The organism is Thalassovita aquimarina, assembly GCF_018219815.1.
Lineage (GTDB): Bacteria > Pseudomonadota > Alphaproteobacteria > Rhodobacterales > Rhodobacteraceae > Thalassobius > Thalassobius aquimarinus.
Genome location: NZ_JADMKU010000028.1, coordinates 20373 through 37808, shown reverse-complemented (window position 1 = coordinate 37808; position 17436 = coordinate 20373). Strand labels below are relative to the sequence as shown.

At 62.1% G+C, this 17436-nt stretch carries 19 protein-coding genes; 6 read left to right on the top strand and 13 right to left on the bottom strand.

Annotation, left to right across the window (positions count from 1 at the left end; all coding sequences use genetic code 11):
* Positions 1-236 precede the first annotated feature (236 nt).
* Complete coding sequence (locus IT775_RS19940; RefSeq protein WP_212703003.1) at positions 237-512, top strand: glucose-6-phosphate isomerase; 276 nt, start codon at positions 237-239, stop codon at positions 510-512.
* Positions 513-596: 84 nt separating this feature from the next.
* Here the strand turns inward: IT775_RS19940 and IT775_RS19935 are convergent, their stop codons facing one another.
* The 3 genes from IT775_RS19935 to IT775_RS19925 are packed head-to-tail and all read right to left on the bottom strand — an operon-like array spanning position 597 to position 4074.
* A complete protein-coding gene (locus tag IT775_RS19935; protein ID WP_212703002.1) occupies positions 597-1400 on the bottom strand; it encodes a 3-hydroxybutyrate dehydrogenase in 804 nt (267 codons plus the stop codon).
* Complete coding sequence (locus IT775_RS19930) at positions 1400-2917, bottom strand: class I adenylate-forming enzyme family protein (RefSeq protein ID WP_212703001.1); 1518 nt, start codon at positions 2915-2917, stop codon at positions 1400-1402. The genes IT775_RS19935 and IT775_RS19930 overlap by 1 nt, the downstream gene beginning before the upstream one ends.
* The gene (locus IT775_RS19925) at positions 2914-4074 is read right to left on the bottom strand and encodes an acetyl-CoA acetyltransferase (protein ID WP_212703000.1); all 1161 of its coding nucleotides are present in this window, start codon (positions 4072-4074) and stop codon (positions 2914-2916) included. Before IT775_RS19925 ends, IT775_RS19930 begins: the two co-directional genes overlap by 4 nt.
* Before the next feature lie 118 nt (positions 4075-4192).
* Between IT775_RS19925 and IT775_RS19920 the strand changes: the two genes are divergently transcribed.
* From IT775_RS19920 to aat, 4 genes are all read left to right on the top strand, one after another.
* Positions 4193-4729 (top strand): LuxR C-terminal-related transcriptional regulator, encoded by a 537-nt coding sequence (locus IT775_RS19920; protein ID WP_212703005.1) that lies wholly within the window; start codon positions 4193-4195, stop codon positions 4727-4729.
* A gap of 172 nt (positions 4730-4901) precedes the next feature.
* The gene (gene accB, locus IT775_RS19915) at positions 4902-5393 is read left to right on the top strand and encodes an acetyl-CoA carboxylase biotin carboxyl carrier protein (RefSeq protein ID WP_212702999.1); all 492 of its coding nucleotides are present in this window, start codon (positions 4902-4904) and stop codon (positions 5391-5393) included.
* Positions 5394-5403: 10 nt separating this feature from the next.
* The gene (accC, locus tag IT775_RS19910) at positions 5404-6750 is read left to right on the top strand and encodes an acetyl-CoA carboxylase biotin carboxylase subunit (protein WP_212702998.1); all 1347 of its coding nucleotides are present in this window, start codon (positions 5404-5406) and stop codon (positions 6748-6750) included.
* 64 nt (positions 6751-6814) lie between these two features.
* A complete protein-coding gene (gene aat, locus IT775_RS19905) occupies positions 6815-7468 on the top strand; it encodes a leucyl/phenylalanyl-tRNA--protein transferase (RefSeq protein ID WP_343231169.1) in 654 nt (217 codons plus the stop codon).
* Here the strand turns inward: aat and IT775_RS19900 are convergent.
* The 7 genes from IT775_RS19900 to IT775_RS19870 all read right to left on the bottom strand — a co-directional run bounded on the left by IT775_RS19900 (position 7423) and on the right by IT775_RS19870 (position 11877).
* A complete protein-coding gene (locus tag IT775_RS19900) occupies positions 7423-7788 on the bottom strand; it encodes a DUF2155 domain-containing protein (protein WP_212702997.1) in 366 nt (121 codons plus the stop codon). The genes aat and IT775_RS19900 overlap by 46 nt on opposite strands.
* Entirely contained in the window at positions 7785-8246 is a 462-nt protein-coding gene (mlaD, locus tag IT775_RS19895; RefSeq protein WP_212702996.1) for an outer membrane lipid asymmetry maintenance protein MlaD, read from the bottom strand. The genes IT775_RS19900 and mlaD overlap by 4 nt, the downstream gene beginning before the upstream one ends.
* A 10-nt stretch (positions 8247-8256) precedes the next feature.
* Entirely contained in the window at positions 8257-8640 is a 384-nt protein-coding gene (locus IT775_RS19890) for an NADH:ubiquinone oxidoreductase subunit NDUFA12 (protein ID WP_212702995.1), read from the bottom strand.
* 288 nt (positions 8641-8928) lie between these two features.
* Positions 8929-9288 carry a RidA family protein gene (locus tag IT775_RS19885; protein ID WP_212702994.1) on the bottom strand — a complete coding sequence of 120 codons (360 nt, stop codon included), beginning with the start codon at positions 9286-9288 and terminating at the stop codon, positions 8929-8931.
* 18 nt (positions 9289-9306) lie between these two features.
* On the bottom strand, positions 9307-9480 hold the full coding sequence (locus IT775_RS19880) for a hypothetical protein (RefSeq protein ID WP_212702993.1): 174 nt from the start codon (positions 9478-9480) through the stop codon (positions 9307-9309).
* A gap of 363 nt (positions 9481-9843) precedes the next feature.
* On the bottom strand, positions 9844-11109 hold the full coding sequence (clpX, locus tag IT775_RS19875) for an ATP-dependent Clp protease ATP-binding subunit ClpX (RefSeq protein ID WP_212702992.1): 1266 nt from the start codon (positions 11107-11109) through the stop codon (positions 9844-9846).
* 129 nt (positions 11110-11238) lie between these two features.
* On the bottom strand, positions 11239-11877 hold the full coding sequence (locus IT775_RS19870) for an ATP-dependent Clp protease proteolytic subunit (protein ID WP_212702991.1): 639 nt from the start codon (positions 11875-11877) through the stop codon (positions 11239-11241).
* 246 nt (positions 11878-12123) lie between these two features.
* Here IT775_RS19870 and IT775_RS19865 point away from each other — a divergent pair, with 246 nt between their 5' ends.
* Positions 12124-13131, top strand: coding sequence for a GlxA family transcriptional regulator (locus IT775_RS19865; RefSeq protein WP_212702990.1), 1008 nt, complete (start codon positions 12124-12126; stop codon positions 13129-13131).
* Positions 13132-13233: 102 nt separating this feature from the next.
* Here IT775_RS19865 and IT775_RS19860 read toward each other — a convergent pair whose 3' ends face one another.
* From IT775_RS19860 to soxB, 3 genes are all read right to left on the bottom strand, one after another.
* Positions 13234-14301, bottom strand: a complete 1068-nt coding sequence (locus IT775_RS19860; protein ID WP_212702989.1) for a c-type cytochrome — start codon at positions 14299-14301, stop codon at positions 13234-13236.
* Positions 14285-15571, bottom strand: a complete 1287-nt coding sequence (soxC, locus tag IT775_RS19855) for a sulfite dehydrogenase (RefSeq protein ID WP_212702988.1) — start codon at positions 15569-15571, stop codon at positions 14285-14287. The genes IT775_RS19860 and soxC overlap by 17 nt, the downstream gene beginning before the upstream one ends.
* Positions 15572-15657: 86 nt before the next feature.
* On the bottom strand, positions 15658-17361 hold the full coding sequence (gene soxB, locus IT775_RS19850) for a thiosulfohydrolase SoxB (protein ID WP_212702987.1): 1704 nt from the start codon (positions 17359-17361) through the stop codon (positions 15658-15660).
* Between the last annotated feature and the right edge of the window lie 75 nt (positions 17362-17436).

Here is a 17436-nt window from a genome sequence, read left to right as displayed (position 1 = left end):
CGACTATGGCAGCCTGGGCGACACCTCGACCCTGGCCGATCCGTCGGTGGTCGACGACCTGATCGAAAACCGCATGAATAAGGGCTAAGATTGCCCCCGAGCGATGCAAAGACCGGCCTTCGCGGGCCGGTCTTTTTCTTTGCCCGTTTGCGCAAGATCAACTCCGGCTGGAAAAGATGCGGCTAATATCACCCGCATATGCAGCAATGTTCCATCATTCGCGAAAGGGTAAATTCATGAAACATCTCATTATCGGCGGCCTGACCGCATCCCTGCTGGCCCTGCCCGGCTGTTACGGAATGACCCGCCAGGAAAGCATGGTCGTAGGCGGGTTGACTGGTGCCGCCCTCGGGGTTGTCACCGCTGACATGCTGGACGCAAACCGCAACTGGACCATCATCGCCGCCCTGGCCGGCGCCGCCGTCGGTACGCAGGTCGCGGTCAACAATGCGACCAATGAATGCGCTTATGCACGGGCCGATGGCCGCTACACGGTGCGCCCCTGCTACTGAGCGCCCGAGCTGATCCGCTGACATGAAAGACCACCCTCCGTCAGGGGGGCGGTCAGTTTCCGAGCGTGTTTTTTGTTCGCGCCGCTACTGCGCGGTCCAGCCGCCATCGACGGGGATCGCGGTGCCGGTCACGTTATGGGCGATCGGCGCGCAGAGCCATAGCGCCAACGCACCGATTTCGGAGGGATCCGAGGTGCGCAGGCTGGGCTGCTTTTCCGACAACAGATCGGCGATGCCTGCATCGCGATCGCCGCCATGGGCCGCCGCGCGGGCGTCGATCTGCGGGCCGATGATGGCGGTTTCGGTCCAGCCGGGACAGATGCAGTTCACCGTCACGCCGCCCGCTTGCTTGGTTCCCGCGCTCGCGTATTCCAGCGCCGCCACCCGGCTCAGCCCGACCAGCCCGAACTTGGCCGCCACATAGGGCGCCTTGTCCTTGCTGGCGACAAGCCCGTGCACGCTGGCGATATTGATCACCCGACCGTAGCCGCGTTCGGCCATCAGCGGCATCGCCTTCTGCATGGTGGCGAAGGCCGCGCTGAGGTTGATCTGCAAAATCGCGTCCCATTTTTCGCGCGGCATTTCGGCCAGCGGCGCGGTATGCTGGATACCCGCGTTATTGACCAAGATATCGGCCCCGCCCCACGCTTCGACCGCATCCATCAGTTCGTCGATCTGTTCGGGGTGGCGCATGTCGCCGCGGAAAAATTCGGCCTGCGGCGATCCCTTGGCGCGCAGATGTTCGCAGACATCGTGCACCTGCGCGTCACCGGCGATGCCGTGCACCGCGATCCGCGCCCCGGCCTCGGCCAGGCTTTCGGCGATGGCCAACCCGATCCCCTGCACCGATCCGGTCACAAGGGCGGTCTTTCCTTTCAGATCCGTCATCACATCTCCTCCAGTCGTTTACGCAGCTCGGTCTTCAGCACCTTGCCGTAATTGTTCTTGGGCAGCTCTTCGACTTCGAAATAGGTTTTCGGCCGCTTGAACCGCGCGATCTGATCAAGGCAATGGGCGTCAAGCGCCGCCTTGTCCAATGCCTGACCCTCGGCCATCACCACGAAGGCGACCACGTCTTCGCCCCATTCTTCGTTGGGGCGACCGACGACGCTGACCTCGGCCACCGAGGGATGGGTCAGCAGCGCCTCTTCCACTTCGCGCGGATAGATATTGGTGCCGCCCGAAATGATCAGGTCCTTGGACCGGTCCTGCATGGTGACATAGCCGTCTTCGTCCATGAAGCCGACATCGCCGGTCAGCAGCCAGCCTTCGCGGATCGTCTTCCCTGTCGCTTCGGGGTTATGCCAGTAGCCCGGCATCACGATATCGGAGCGGACCATGATTTCGCCCGGTGTTCCGCGCGGAACCTCGTTTCCTTCCGCATCGCCGATCATGACCTCGACCGCCGATTGCGCCCGCCCGACCGACGCCAGCCGTTCCTTCCAGCGCGGGTGGGTCCGGTCCGCGACATCGTGGCGGCTCAGCGCGGTGATGCCCATCGGCGCCTCGCCCTGGCCGTAGATCTGGATGAAGATCGGGCCGAAATGATCGACCGCTTCCATGATATCGGCGAGGTACATCGGCCCACCGGCATAGACGACGGACCGCAGGCCTTCGCCGGTTTCGCCGGTGGCCTTGGCGATCTGGGTCATCCGCTTGACCATGGTGGGCGCGGCGAACATCTGCACATTGCCGAAATGGCGCGACAGGTCGAAAATCTCCGCCTCCTCGAAACCGCCCGAGGGCGTACAGACATGGCGCGCGCCGACCAGCACATGCGCCATGTTGTAGAGCCCCGCGCCATGGCTCATCGGGGCGGCGTACAGGATGGCGTCCTCGGCGCGGACCTGATCGACATCGGCGAAATAGCTCAGCGATACGGTGGTCAGCATCCGGTGGGTGATGATCACGCCCTTGGGCCGCCCGGTGGTGCCGGAGGTGTAGAACAGCCAGGCCAGGTCGCCGGGATCGCGCGGCACCGGCGCGGCGATCGGTTCGGTCTGAAAAATCTCCTGATAGGGGACCGACGAGATATCGACAATTTCCGCCCCCGCCTCGGCCTGCTGCAGCGCTTCGGTCAGACCGGGCGAGGAGAAGCCGAGCCGGGCACCGGAATTTTCGATGATCCAGGCCGCTTCGCGCCCGTGTAGTTTCGCGTTGATCGGCACGACCGCGGCGCCGGCATACCAGACGCCGTATTGCACAATCAGGTAATCGGGGCAGTTCTTCATGAACAGCGCCACCCGGTCGCCCGGGATCACGCCCTGTTCGCGCAGCCAGCCCGCGACCTGCAGCGCCCTGCGGTGGAAGGCCTCGTAGTCGGCGACGCATTCGCGGCCCAGATGCAGGGCCGGTCGGTCCGGGTGGATTTGCGCGGTTCGTTGCAGCCAGAATGCGATATTCATGCCTTCACCGCTTCCAGGATCGACACGTGCGACGCCACGCCGGACCCGCCCATGTTGAACACCAATCCCAGCTCCGAACCGGGATGCTGCATCGCGTCGGCCTGCCCGGTCAGTTGCCGGGCAATCAGCGCGTGCATCGATACGCCGGTGGCGCCGACGGGGTGGCCCTTGGCCTTCAGCCCGCCGCTGAGGTTCACCGGCAGCCGGCCGCCGGCATAGACGGTGCCGTCCTCCAGCACTCGGGCCCCCTGCCCCTTGGGCGCCAGCCCCATCGCCTCGTAGATCATCAGCTCGGCGATGGTGAAGCAATCATGCACCTCGGCCACGTCGATATCGTCCACCGTCACGCCCGCGCGCTGATAGGCCAGCGCCATCGCCCGTGCCGGGCCTTCGAAATCGGTCAGCTTGCGCGCCGACATCGGCAGCATGTCGCTGACATGCGCGACCGAGCGGAAACGCACCGCCTTTTGCACGTCGCCCAGCAGATCGTCGGCCACCAGAACCACCGCCGCGGCGCCGTCGGAGACCAGCGAACAGTCGGTTTTCTTCAGTGGCGCCGCGATCATCGGGTTGCGGTCGCTTTCGGTGGCGCAGAATTCCAGATCCAGCGGCTTTTGCAGCTGCGCCAGCGGGTTGTGCACCGAATTGCCGTGGTTCTTGGCCGCAATCTTCGCCAGCGCCAGGGAATGATCGCCAAATTCCTTGAAATAGGCCTGGGCGAATTGCGCGAAGATGCCGGGGAAGGAAGTGCCCGCCTCTTCCTTCTGGTAAGACGCCCGGCCAAGCGCGGCGGTGACATCCGTGCCAGACAGCTGGGTCATCTTTTCCACGCCGACCACCAGCGCCACCTTGCATTCGCCCGCCAAGATCGCCTGCCGCGCCGCGTGGACCGCCGCCGACCCCGAGGCACAAGCGTTTTCCAGCCGCGTGGCCGGTTTGTAGCGCAGCCCCGGATCGATCCCCATCATCAGCGACGATGCGAAGCCGTCGTCGACCATGCCGGCGTTGAAGTGTCCCAGCCACATGCCGTCGACATCCGCCCCCGCGACCCCGGCATCGGCCAGCGCCTGACGCCCTGCCTCAACGATCAGATTCTCAAGCGACTGGTCGCTCAGCCGACCGAATTTCGTATGGCCCCATCCCGCGATATAAACCATGGCTTCCTCCCATATTCGATTGTAGCAAAAAACCACCCGGCCCGTGCGGGTTCAATTGGTAGAAATACGCGACCCTTTCCAAGGGCGCGAATTCGCGGCATATGTTTGCGCCATGGAGATTAGCGAACTAGGCTTCGAATATGCGCCCGTCGGGCTGTGCATGCTGGAAAACCGCGTCATTCGCGGCTGCAACCGGCACTTCGCCGACATCTTCGAGGGCGCACAGGCCAGTTTCGCCAACGTGCCGCTGGCCGAATTCTATGCCAGCGCGGAAGACTACGAAAACATCGGCGCACGTGGCTTGGCGGCGATGCGCGAAACCGGGCGTTATGGCGACGAACGCATCATGAAGCGCCGCTCGGGCGAATTGTTCTGGTGCCGGGTGCGAGGTCAGTCGCTGACCCCCGACGATCCGTTCCGGCGTGGCATCTGGTCGTTTTCCGACCTGTCCGACGAGCGCCCGATCGTATCGCTGACACAGCGCGAACGCGAGGTGGCGATCCTGACCTGCCGCGGCATGACCAGCAAGGAAATCGGGCTGGAACTGGAATTGTCCTATCGCACAGTCGAGGTCTATCGCGCCCGGCTGCTGGAAAAATTCCAGGCCCGCAAGCTGGCCGAACTGGTGGCGAAACTGTCGGGCATGCCGTTGTGATTCCCATGATTGCGGCTTTTGTGGCGATTACCCCTCGTAATTTTCCGCAAAAACCCCCATTTTGCCGGTCAGAAGGGCGCTTTCCGCCCCGTCAAGGATCGCCTATAAGGCGGCAAGTTGGGGAACCGGGCCAAGACGAAAGCGGCCCTACCGAAAACCGGTCGAGGATAATATGACGAAGAAAAACCATGATTCCGACGTGGCCTTCATTCAGGCATTGGCAGAACTGTTGCAGGAAAACGACCTGACCGAGCTAGAGGTCATGCGCGAATATGGCGACAATGACAGCCTGAACGTCCGCGTCAGCCGTGCCACCCAGATGGTCGCGCAGGTGGCCGCGCCCGCCGCACCGGCGGCAGCCCCCGCGCCCGCTGCGGCCCCCGCCCCCGCCGCAGAAGCGCCCGCCGCCTCCGAGGACCCGGCCAGCCATCCCGGCGCGGTGACCTCGCCGATGGTCGGCACCGCCTACCTGCAGCCCGAACCGGGCGCGCCGAGCTTCATCAAGGTCGGCAGCACGATCAGCGAAGGCGACACGCTGCTGATCATCGAAGCGATGAAGACCATGAACCACATCCCCGCGCCCAAATCCGGGACCGTGAAGCGCATCCTGGTCGAAGACGGCGCCGCGGTGGAATTCGGCGCGCCCCTCGTGATCATCGAATAAGGCGACAGCAATGTTCGAGAAAATCCTCATTGCCAACCGGGGCGAAATCGCGCTGCGCGTGATCCGGGCCTGCCGTGAAATGGGCATCCAGTCGGTGGCGGTGCATTCCACCGCCGATTCCGACGCGATGCATGTGCGCATGGCCGACGAATCGGTCTGCATCGGCCCGCCCTCGGGCACGCAAAGCTACCTGTCGATCCCGGCGATCATCGCGGCCTGCGAAATCACCGGCGCGCAGGCGATCCATCCCGGCTATGGCTTCCTGTCGGAAAACGCCAATTTCGTGCAGATCATCGAAGATCACGGCTTCACCTTCATTGGCCCCACCGCCGAACATATTCGTGTCATGGGCGACAAGATCACCGCCAAGGACACGATGAAGGCACTGGGCGTGCCCTGCGTCCCCGGTTCCGATGGCGGCGTGCCCACGCTGGAGGATGCCAAGCGGATCGGTGAAGAAATCGGTTACCCGGTGATCATCAAGGCCACCGCCGGTGGTGGCGGCCGCGGCATGAAGGTGGCGCAGACCGCCGCCGACATGGAAAGCGCGTTTCAGACCGCGCGGGCCGAGGGCAAGGCCGCCTTCGGCAACGACGAGGTCTATATCGAGAAATACCTGACCACGCCGCGCCATATCGAGATTCAGGTCTTCGGCGACGGCAAGGGCAACGCGGTTCATCTGGGCGAACGCGACTGTTCACTGCAGCGCCGTCACCAGAAGGTGTTCGAAGAAGCCCCCGGCCCCTGCATCAGCGACGAAGAACGCGCCCGGATCGGCAAGGTCTGCGCCGATGCCGTGGCCAAGATCAACTATATCGGTGCCGGCACGATCGAGTTCCTGTACGAAAACGGCGAATTCTATTTCATCGAGATGAACACCCGTTTGCAGGTGGAACACCCTGTCACCGAAAGCATTTTCGGCGTCGATCTGGTGCGCGAACAGATCCGCGTGGCCGAAGGGTTGCCGATGTCGTTCACCCAGGACGAACTGGAAATCAACGGCCATTCGATCGAGGTGCGGATCAACGCCGAGAAGCTGCCGAATTTCTCGCCCTGCCCGGGCAAGATCACCGCGTTCCACGCCCCCGGCGGGCTTGGCGTACGGATGGATTCGGCGCTTTATGACGGGTATTCTATCCCGCCCTATTACGACAGCCTGATCGGCAAGCTGATCGTGCATGGCCGCGACCGGGCCGAGGCGCTGAGCCGGCTGAACCGGGCCCTGAGCGAATTGATCGTGGACGGCATCGACACCACGCTGCCACTGTTCCACGCGCTGTTGCAGGAAGAGGATATCCATTCCGGCAACTACAACATCCACTGGCTGGAACAGTGGCTGGAAACCAATATGGGCTAAGGCCCTTGCGGCGGGCGCCGAGCGCGCCCGCCGACCCCGTTTAGGACAGAAGGCGCACGTTCCCGTGAAGGATGACCGCGACCCCTTTCTGACCCCCGAACTTTTACTGAGCGCCTATGCGTCCGGCGTTTTCCCGATGTCCGAAGGCCGCGACGACCCGGAAGTCTTCTGGGTGGATCCGAAACTGCGCGGCATCTTCCCGCTCGACCATTTCCACATTTCCCGCTCGCTGGCCCGCCGGATGCGGCGCGGGGGGTTCGGCGTATCGGTCAACGCCGATTTCGAAGGCGTGCTGCGCGGATGTGCCGACCGCGAGGACACATGGATCAGCGGTGTGATCCATGACCTTTACATGCAGCTGCACAGGCTAGGACACGCCCATTCTCTGGAAGTCTGGATGGAGAGCGAACTGGTCGGCGGCGTTTATGGCGTCACGCTGGGGCGGGCGTTTTTCGGAGAAAGCATGTTTTCGCGCCGCACCGACGCGTCGAAAATCGCGCTGGCCTACCTGGTGGACCGGTTGAAACTGGCCGGTTTCACCCTGTTCGACACCCAGTTCATCACGCCGCATCTGGCCTCATTGGGGGCGATCGAAATCCCGCGGGCGCGGTATCACCTGTTACTGGAAGAGGCGTTGCAGGGGCAGGCCGATTTCACCGCGCCGGATTTGCCTCAGTCGCCTTCGGACGTGATACAGCGCAACACCCAGACGTCGTAGCGCGAGTGATCCAGCGCGTTCAGCGCCGGGGCCGAGGCGATCATCCAGCCCTGGAACAGCACCCCGTCATTGTCCTGTTCGCGGATCGTCAGGAAAGCATAGGCGTCGCCCGCCGGGTTGCCCTGCGGGAAGCGGCATTCGGTCAGTTCCACCGACAGAGGGCCATAGCTGGCCGAACCGCCGTTTTCCAGTTTGATATCCGTGGTTTCGCCGTTGACCTTGTCCAACCCGCGCAGCATTGCGCCGGCGCCGGTGCTGACCTCTTCGGCCAGCGCGGGCGTGGCCGTCATCAGGGCCAGAAACGACAGGGTCCGGATCATTGACCGCTGTCCGAACTGCCGGACCCGGAAACGAATTTCATCAGCAGCGACACCAGGGAAACCGACCCTTGGGTGTCTTCGATCTCATCTCCTGGGGCGAAGTTGAACGGCGATCCGCCCGGCACGATTTCGACGAAATTGCCCCCCAGCAACCCTTCGGAAGAAACGACCACGGCGCTGTCATCGGGGATATCGATCCCATCCTTGAGGTTGAAAGTGGTGTCGGCCCGGAAGGTTTCCGGGTTCAGGTCGATCCCCGTGACGGTACCGATCTTGACCCCGGCCAGCCGCACATCGGTGCCCACCGTCACCCCTTCGAGCGACCGGAACGAAGCGGTGAGCGGATAGCCGACATTGCGGTCGGTGAACCCGGTCACCTGCCCGGCATAGACGACAAAGCCGATCGCAACGGCCAAGACCGCGCCTCCAACTGCCACTTCGGTTTTGTTTTCGGACATCGGTGCGACCTTATTCCGGCGACCAGGCCTCGTAATCGCGGCGCTCGGACGGGGCGGCGCGGCGGATCGAACCGGCGGGGGCATAGGCCTGCGCGGTCCCGGTCAGGTTTTCAAGATGCGGCTTTTCCCAAGCCTTGTGGACCATCGGACGGTCGGTCGGCGCTTCCTTGAAGGTGTGATGCAGCCAGCCATGCCAATCGGGGCCGACCCGGCTGGCCTCGATCTCGCCATTATAGATCACCCAGCGGCGCTTGCCGTCGCGGGACTGGTAGAACACGTTGCCCTGTTCGTCCTCGCCCACTTTCACACCCTTGCGGGCGGTGTAGAGCTGAGTGTTGAGCGTCTGCCCGTCCCACCAGGTGACGGCGCGCAGAAGGGTGTTCAAAAGGCCCATGAATCTCTCCGCAATTGCTTAGGGGTGGTATGGCGTAAATCGGGGGCGAGGTCCAGTGGGTTGACCGTTTAGGGACTGGATCGGCCGGGTATCGTGCGAAAGCCGGGCCAGCGCCAGTCCGCGGGGTGGCGCCGCGGCCCTTGGGCACGGCAGTTTATGCCGCCAAATCCGCGCGCACTATCGGCGGCAAGGCGAACCTCGCAGAAGCGCCAGCCCGGTGGGCGGACTGGCGCTGGCCCGGGGCGGCCTGACGGCCTTGTTCCGGGCTTTTGGTTCTGCCGGACAGGCTTACCCGGCCAGCGCCGTCAGTTCGATCTCGATGCGGAACTTCGGGTTGATCAGCCCACATTCAATCATCGTGGCCGCCGGGGGATTGTCGCCGAAGGCTTCGGACAGGATCGGCCAGCAGGGTTCGAATTCGGCGGCGTCCGGCAGGTAGTAATTCACCCGCACTGCATTGGCGAAGGACGTGCCAGCCTGTTCCAGCGCCTTGCCTATGGTGTCGAGCGCCGAACGGCATTGCTCCTCGACCGTATCGCCCTGCCCCACGGTGCCCGCCACATGGACGAAACCGCCCGCCACGACGGCGCGGCAATAGCCGATCTTGACTTCGAATTCGCCGCCCGAATGGATGCGTTTGATGGTCATGTCATTACCTCTTGGATCTTAGTCGCCGAAACGAATACGCGCGGCGATGTTCTGAGGCAACGAGTAGATGTAGAGGATTTCGCCAACGGGCCCACGCACGTACCAACTGCCCGGTTCAGCCAAGGCGCGGAACAGCCGATCATTCGTCGCATCGTCAAAATATTGGGAACAGAACCTCAGTGCTCTTCTCATGTTGTCGTGGGGTTCAGGTTCAGGCGCTTCCTTCCAATCGCCACCAAACTTGTACTTCCAACCGTTGTCAGAATTAGACCAAGATGGAGGGACATTCGGGGCTCCATCTGCCAAGTCTACGATGGCATAGCTGCAATCCAAGGGCTCTCCGCCTCTGCGATGCCATTTACGCGTCGCAAGCACCTTGGCGACCGAAAGATGCCCGGCAAACAAATCCGTTGCATAAGTCGGGTCTTCGGTCCGGCGGAGCCACTCTAGATTTGCAACGAGCAGCAATCAGCCGCAGAAAAAGAAAAAGGCCACCGTCAGAAGAACGATGGCCATTCCCTTGAGAAGAACACGAACCACATGCATTGAAGCGTTTTAACTTGCGCTGGCTTCTTCCTTCTTGGCGTCCGCATAGATCATCAGCGGCTTGGCGTCCGAGTTCACGGCCTCTTCGTTGACCACGACCTCGTCGACATTTTCCATCCCGGGCAGTTCGAACATGGTGTCCAGCAGGATGTCCTCGAGGATCGAGCGCAGACCGCGCGCGCCAGTCTTGCGCTGGATCGCGCGCTTGGCGATCGCGTGCAGCGCGTCCTCGGTGAAGGTCAGCTGGGTTTCTTCCAGTTCGAACAGGCGCTGGTATTGCTTCACCAGCGCGTTTTTCGGTTCGGTCAGAATGGTGACCAGCGCGTCCTCGTCGAGGTCTTCCAGCGTGGCGATGACCGGCAGACGACCGACGAATTCCGGGATCAGGCCGAATTTCAGCAGATCCTCGGGTTCGAGATCCTTGAACACCTCGCCGACGCCGCGTTCGTCCACTTCGCGCACATCGGCGCCGAAGCCCATCGCCGATCCCTTGCCGCGCTGCGCGATGATCCGGTCGAGACCGGCGAAGGCGCCGCCGCAGATGAACAGGATGTTGGTGGTGTCCACCTGCAGGAATTCCTGCTGCGGATGCTTGCGGCCGCCCTGCGGCGGAACGCTGGCCACGGTGCCTTCCATCAGCTTCAAGAGCGCCTGCTGCACGCCCTCGCCCGACACGTCGCGGGTGATCGAGGGATTTTCCGACTTGCGGGTGATCTTGTCGACCTCGTCGATATATACGATGCCGCGCTGTGCCCGTTCGACATTGTATTCGCTGGACTGCAGCAGCTTCAGGATGATGTTTTCCACATCCTCGCCCACGTAACCCGCTTCGGTCAGCGTGGTGGCGTCGGCCATGGTGAACGGCACGTCGAGGATGCGCGCCAGCGTCTGCGCCAGCAGCGTCTTGCCGCAGCCCGTGGGGCCGATCAGCAGGATGTTCGACTTGGCCAGTTCGATGTCACCGGATTTCTGCGCGTGGTTCAGCCGCTTGTAGTGGTTGTGCACCGCCACCGACAGCACGCGTTTCGCCATCGCCTGCCCGATCACGTAATCGTCCAGGACGTTGCAGATATCCAGCGGGGTCGGCACCCCTTCGGACGACTTCAAGCCCGCGCTCTTGGTCTCCTCACGGATGATATCCATGCAGAGTTCCACGCATTCATCACAGATGAACACGGTCGGGCCGGCAATCAGCTTACGCACCTCGTGCTGGCTCTTGCCGCAGAAGGAGCAGTAAAGCGTGTTCTTGCTGTCGCCGCCGGTTGAATTCGCCATGTCTTCCCTTTCAGGCCTGAATCGAGCGCTGGTCCATGCTTCTTGATCAGCGAGTTTAGGACAGCCCCCAGGCCGCTACAATGTAAAAAACGACACGGGGCCGCCGGAGCACCCCGTGCCTGCGCCCCGTCAAGTGGCGTCTTTGTCGTCGTCCCCCGACGCCCGGCTGGTGACGATCTCATCGATCAGCCCCCAGTCCTTGGCATCTTCGGCCGACATGAAGTTGTCGCGCTCGAGCGCCCGTTCAACGTTTTCAAGCGTCTGACCGGTATGCTTGACATAGATGTTGTTCAGACGCGTCTTCAGTTTCAGCGTCTCTTCGGCATGGATCATGATATCCGTCGCCTGGCCCTGATAGCCGCCAGAGGGCTGGTGCACCATGATCCGGCTGTTGGGCAAAGAAAAGCGCATTCCCGGCGCGCCCGCGGTCAGCAGCAGCGACCCCATCGAGGCCGCCTGGCCGATCACCAGGGTCGACACCTTGGGCTTGATGTACTGCATGGTGTCGTAGATCGACAGGCCGCTGGTCACCACGCCGCCCGGCGAGTTGATGTACATGCTGATTTCCTTCGACGGATTCTCAGCCTCGAGGTGCAGCAACTGCGCCACGATCAGGCTGGACATGCCGTCATGCACCGGACCGCTGACGAAAATGATGCGCTCTTTCAGCAGGCGCGAGAAAATATCGTAAGCCCGTTCGCCGCGGCTGGTTTGTTCGACCACCATCGGGACAAGGGTATTCATGTACGTTTCAAAAGGATCTTTCATTTCCGCCTGCCTGTTGCTTGCCGTCTTGATCAGTATCGACCAAATCTTCCTGGAATCTTAGTGCTGCGCCAAACCGGCTGCAAGGGCAGGTGGATCATTTGTCGCAAACAACGGCCCCGGGCACACCGTCGTCGCAAATCTTGCCGGCATCGTCGCAAAACGTATAAGGTCCGGGCAAGGCCCAACCTATTCCTGCCAGCGCAGCTTTCGCTGGAAACCACTTTTCCGTTCCGTCCGGGATACACAATGCAACAAGATCACTTCATCCAGAGAGCGGCCACCGCCAATTTCCCGATGACATTCGACGGCCCGCCGGAGGATTTCTACTTCCTGCTTCTTCCCAACACGACGATGCTGGCGGTGGCCTCGGCGATCGAACCGCTGCGGATCGCCAACCAGCTGACGAAATCGAAGCTGTACCGTTGGTTCACCATGACCGAGGACGGCGCGCCGATCTGCTGTTCCACCGGGATCAAGGTGACGCCTGACATGGCATTGGAATCGCTGCCGGCAAACGCGACCGGGTTCGTCTGCTCCTCCATCTCGCCAAACGGGATCGCGTCCGATAAAACCATCAACTGGCTGCGCCGCGAGGACCGGTTCGGCAGGCCGCTGGGCGGCATCTGCACCGGCGCCTTCGCACTGGCCGAGGCGGGGCTTTTGAACGGGCGGCGCTTCACGCTGCACTGGGAAAACCATGACGGTTTTCAGGAAGCCTATCCCGACCTGGTGCCGTCGCCCAACATCTATGAAATCGACGGACGGGTGATGACCTGCGGCGGCGGGAATTCGGCCATCGACATGATGCTGGCGCTGATCGAGGAACGCCACGGGCCCGACCTTGCGTCGCTGGTGGCCGACATGTGCCTGCACACCCGTACCGGATTGACCAATTCACCGCAGAAATCGGCGCGCTCATTCACCATCGGCACCCGCAACCGGCACCTGCTGGACGCCATCAGGGTGATGGAAAACGCGCTTGAGGAACCACTGTCGATGTCCGAGCTGTGCATCCGGCTGGGCGTGTCGCGGCGCCAGATCGAGCGGCTGTTCAAGCGCTACCTCGGTCAGAGCCCGATGGCCTATTACAACGGGCTGCGGCTGACCCGGGCCTACGGCTTTCTCAACGAAACCGACATGACGGTAACCGAAATCGCGGCCGCAACCGGGTTCCGATCGTCGAGCCACCTGGCCCGCGCCTTCCGCAAGAAATACGGCAACAATCCGAATTCCTACCGAAAATACTGGTCGTAAATCCCCGCCCGACAACCTGGAATGGCGATTTCCAGTGTCGCTTTCAGACGGCAAAACGGGGCCATCTTTCGATGGCCCCGCCCGCTTTTCGACGATCGCTGATTATTGCGACACGGACTTGAGGTATTCCGCCACCGCATTGATGTCGTCTTCCTTCTTCAGGCCGGCGAAACCCATCTTGGTCTTCTTGATGAAGCTCTTCGGCTTGGTCAGGAAGGCGGTCAGGTTTTCTTCGTTCCAGGTTTCCCCGGCTTCACCCAGTTCCGCCATTCCCTTGGAATACTTGAAGCCTTCCACCGCGCCGATCGGGCCGCCGACAACGCCGTTCAGCATCGGACCGGTCTTGTTCGCTGCGCCCTCGCCCACCTGGTGGCAGGCCTTGCACTTCTTGAAGACCTTTTCGCCCTTTTTGACCAGTTCGGTGTCAAGCGCTGCGGCTGCAACGACCGGTTCTTCGGCCGGCTCTTCCGCCTTGGCCTCTTCGGCCGGGGCGGCGGCTTCAGCCGGGGCTTCTTCGGCCGCGGCTTCTTCTGCACCTTCCTCTTCCGGGGTCACGTCCAGAACCGCGGCGCGCATGGTGATCTTCACCTCGCCTTCCTTGCAGTTTTCCATGCAAGGTTCGGTCCAGAAATGCGCCTCGGCGGTGTCGCGGTCATCGACGATGAACCCGTCCGCGTTGGGCATTTCCACATCCAGGAAGTTTTCGTTCGACAGAACGAAGTCATCCTCGACCAGGTAGTTCGAGTACAGGATGTAGGCGGTGATCGCGTAGACGTCGTCGTCGCTCATCGTCTGGGCTGCGCCAAACGGCATCGAGCGGCGGACATAGTCGTAAACGGTCGACAGGTAGGGCCAGTAGGAACCGACGGTCTTCAGCGGGTCCTTGTCGGCCAGGGTGCCTTCGCCCCCGGCCAGTTTCGGCCAGTTGCCCGAGCCTTCAGCGAATTCGCCGTGGCACACGGCGCAGTTTTCGACAAACACCGCTTCGCCGTCTTCAACCGAACCCGAACCGACCGGCAGGCCGGTCCCGTCGGGATGGATGTCGAGGTTCCAGGCTGCGATTTCTTCCGGCAGCGCCGGACGGCCAAGGCCCAGCTTTTCGGCCAGAGCCGGCGACGCGGCCATAGCGGCCAGAGCGGAACCGATCAGGAGATTACGATACTTCGACATTTTCGGCCTCCCCGTCTGCCTTGACCCACCAGGTCTGAATGCAGTTGTTGTGATAGATCGAGTTTTCGCCCCGCACTTCGCGCAGCATTGCCTTGGTCGGTTGGACATAACCGGTTTCGTCCATCGCACGCGACTGCAGGAACATTTCTTCGCCGTTCCATTCGGTGTCGAGGTAGAACCGGGTCAGTGCCATCGGCTGACCGGGGTTCGCCAGACGCGCAGTTTCCCAGGTCTTGCCGCCGTCCTTGGACACGTCGACGCGGGTGATCGCGCCACGGCCCGACCATGCCAGGCCGGTGATGACCAGCGGCCCTTTGCCGTGCTTGATCGGCGATTGCGGGCTGGGCGAGGTGACGACCGATTTGGCGTCCATGACCCAGGTCCACTTGCGGCTGGTGCCGTCCGCCAGAGTGTCGGTGTACTTGGAGGTTTCTTCGCGGCTTTCGACCGCTGCGTCCGTGACCTCGATGCGGCGGATCCACTTGACCCACATGTTGCCTTCCCAGCCGGGAACGACCAGACGCGCGGGGTAACCGTGTTCCTTGCGCAGCGCTTCGCCGTTGGCCTTGAAGGCGATCATGCAGTCGTCCAGCGCCTTTTCCATCGGGATCGAACGGCCGTTCGAGGACGCGTCGGCGCCTTCGACATAAACCCATTTGTCCTTCAGGTCGCCGGCGGCGTTCAAGCCCGCCTCTTCCAGCAGGGTGCGCAGGGTCACGCCGGAATATTCCATGTTGTGGATCATGCCGTGGGTGAACTGGGCGCCGTTCAGCTGCGCACCGGCCCATTCCATGCCGGTGTTGGCAGCACATTCCAGGAAGAAGGTCTTGTTGACGCGCGGGAAGCGTTCCAGGTCTTCGTAGGTGAACACCAGCGGCGTATCGACCAGGCCGTTGATCATCAGCCGGAAGTCTTCCTTGCGCAGCTCGATTGCCCCCGAATGGTGACGTTCGAACGCACAGCCCTGCGGCGTGATGGTGCCGTCCAGCGCGTGGATCGGCGAGAAGTTGATCGAACTGATCGTGTCGGCGGTCAGCCATTCGACGTTGCGGCGAATCACATCGTCTTCATATTTGATCGGCAGGCCGTAGGGCGTTGCGTCGACACCGTCGCCGGTGCTCATTGCCCAGTCTTGCTTTTCGGTGATCAGGGGATCGGGGCCTGCAGCTTTGGCAGCCCCGGCTCCGGCTACAACCCCCGCAGTCGACGCCAGCGTCCCTTTCAGGAACGCGCGCCGCGAGGGCTTCTTGCCAGTGAAGCGGACGGTCATTTGTCTTTGCCTCCTTATTAAATCATCAAATTCATCTTCGTGAATTTGTCAGAGATAGTAAAGCGCCAAGTGGTCGCGGTTGGGGCTTAAGCCCCGACCACCTTGACGTTGTCGCGGGGTTGCACCGAAACGGTGCCTTGCTTGCGGATATGGCTTTCGACCACATCCCAGATCTGCGGGCCTTCGGTGCCTTCGTTCACGCTGGCCCAGCCGGCCACCACGTAGCTCTTGGCCGGATCGATCGATTCGCCGTTCTTCAACAGGGTTAGGTTGCTGATCCGTTCGCCCTGCGGCTTGTTGATATCGATCTGGTAGCCCATGCCGCCGATCCGAACCATGTCCCCGCCCTGCTGGTAGTAGGGATCGGTGTTGAACAGGTTGTCGGCGACGTCTTCCAGAATCACCTTGATGAATTCGCCGGTCATCTCGGTGCGATAAGCCTGACCGTAGGTCATCGAGGTGACGTTCCAGATGTCTTCGCGGGTGATGTCCTGCCCCGGCAGGATCGACGGCCCCCAGCGGACGCCGGGCGACATCGCGATATCGGCTTCTCGTTCGCTCAGCAGCGCGTCGCAGATCAGGTCGTCCCAGGTGCCGTTGAAGTTGCCGCGGCGGTACAGCAGGCTCGAATCGTCGGTGCGGCCGATCACTTCGGTCATCTTGTCCAGGTGCGGGGCACGCTGTTCGTCGATCACCTTGGTCACTGCGGCATCCGGTTCGATCACGTCCGAGAAGATCGGGATCAGCTTGTGACGGAAACCCATCATCCGGCCGTCGCGCACGTCCAGATCGACGCGGCTGACGAACTTACCGTTGGAACCCGACGCGATGATGATGGTGTCGCCCACCAGAACCGGTTCGGGCAATGCATCGTGGGTGTGGCCCGACAGGATCACGTCGATGCCCTGCACGCGGCTGGCCATCTTCTTGTCCACGTCGAAGCCGTTGTGGCTCAGCATCACGACCAGTTCGGCGCCTTCGGCCTTCACCTCGTCGACCACTTCCTGCATCCGTTCGTCACGGATACCGAAGCTGTATTCGGGGAACATCCAGCGCGGGTTGGCGATCGGCATGTAGGGGAAGGCCTGACCGATCACGGCGATCTTGACGCCGCCACGTTCGAACATCTTGTAGGGTGCGAAATCCTCGGCCGGTTCGTCCCATTCGGCATCGAAGATGTTGGCACCGAGGGCCGCGAAGGGCAGATCCTGCACGATTTCGCGCACGCGGTCGCCGCCCAGGGTGAATTCCCAATGGAAGGTCATCGCGTCGGGCTTCAGCGCGTTCATCACGTTGACCATGTCCTGGCCTTCGGTGTGATAGCAGGTATAGGACCCGTGCCAGGTGTCGCCGCCATCCAGCAGCAGCGCGTCGGGACGATCGGCGCGGATCGAGTTGATCACGGTGGACACGCGGTCCAGACCGCCAACCCTGCCATAGCCCCGCGCCAGCGAGGTGAAATCGTCATAGGTCAGCGCATAGGCCGAGGGAGACCCGTCGGCAATGCCGTACATCTTGCGGAAATCGGCACCGGTAATATGCGGCACCTGCCCACGGGCGGAGCCGACACCGAGGTTGATTTCGGGTTCACGGAAGTAGATCGGCTTCAGCTGGGCGTGAATATCGGTGATATGGATCAGCGATACGTTGCCGAACGTGTCGAATTCCAGCAGCTGATCCTGAGTCAGTTTCTGCTGAGCGGCCAAGCGCCCCCAATTGCCGAAACCGGATGCGCCGAGCATCGCGGAAGCGGCCATGGATACCTGAAGAAAGTCGCGGCGGGAGATCATTTCTAAAGCTCCGAACAGTTATAGTAAACCAAACCCCCTGACCGCTCGGACCAGAGGTGAGGCCAGTTTTTGACC

Excerpts from the sequence above, each read along its gene's own strand:
- IT775_RS19940 (WP_212703003.1), top strand. The coding sequence starts at position 237 with ATGAAACATCTCATTATCGGCGGCCTGACCGCATCCCTGCTGGCCCTG.
- IT775_RS19935 (WP_212703002.1), bottom strand. The coding sequence starts at position 1,400 with ATGACGGATCTGAAAGGAAAGACCGCCCTTGTGACCGGATCGGTGCAG.
- IT775_RS19930 (WP_212703001.1), bottom strand. The coding sequence starts at position 2,917 with ATGAATATCGCATTCTGGCTGCAACGAACCGCGCAAATCCACCCGGAC.
- IT775_RS19925 (WP_212703000.1), bottom strand. The coding sequence starts at position 4,074 with ATGGTTTATATCGCGGGATGGGGCCATACGAAATTCGGTCGGCTGAGC.
- accB (WP_212702999.1), top strand. The coding sequence starts at position 4,902 with ATGACGAAGAAAAACCATGATTCCGACGTGGCCTTCATTCAGGCATTG.
- accC (WP_212702998.1), top strand. The coding sequence starts at position 5,404 with ATGTTCGAGAAAATCCTCATTGCCAACCGGGGCGAAATCGCGCTGCGC.
- IT775_RS19900 (WP_212702997.1), bottom strand. The coding sequence starts at position 7,788 with ATGATCCGGACCCTGTCGTTTCTGGCCCTGATGACGGCCACGCCCGCG.
- mlaD (WP_212702996.1), bottom strand. The coding sequence starts at position 8,246 with ATGTCCGAAAACAAAACCGAAGTGGCAGTTGGAGGCGCGGTCTTGGCC.
- IT775_RS19890 (WP_212702995.1), bottom strand. The coding sequence starts at position 8,640 with ATGGGCCTTTTGAACACCCTTCTGCGCGCCGTCACCTGGTGGGACGGG.
- IT775_RS19885 (WP_212702994.1), bottom strand. The coding sequence starts at position 9,288 with ATGACCATCAAACGCATCCATTCGGGCGGCGAATTCGAAGTCAAGATC.
- IT775_RS19880 (WP_212702993.1), bottom strand. The coding sequence starts at position 9,480 with ATGAGAAGAGCACTGAGGTTCTGTTCCCAATATTTTGACGATGCGACG.
- clpX (WP_212702992.1), bottom strand. The coding sequence starts at position 11,109 with ATGGCGAATTCAACCGGCGGCGACAGCAAGAACACGCTTTACTGCTCC.
- IT775_RS19870 (WP_212702991.1), bottom strand. The coding sequence starts at position 11,877 with ATGAAAGATCCTTTTGAAACGTACATGAATACCCTTGTCCCGATGGTG.
- IT775_RS19865 (WP_212702990.1), top strand. The coding sequence starts at position 12,124 with ATGCAACAAGATCACTTCATCCAGAGAGCGGCCACCGCCAATTTCCCG.
- IT775_RS19860 (WP_212702989.1), bottom strand. The coding sequence starts at position 14,301 with ATGTCGAAGTATCGTAATCTCCTGATCGGTTCCGCTCTGGCCGCTATG.
- soxC (WP_212702988.1), bottom strand. The coding sequence starts at position 15,571 with ATGACCGTCCGCTTCACTGGCAAGAAGCCCTCGCGGCGCGCGTTCCTG.
- soxB (WP_212702987.1), bottom strand. The coding sequence starts at position 17,361 with ATGATCTCCCGCCGCGACTTTCTTCAGGTATCCATGGCCGCTTCCGCG.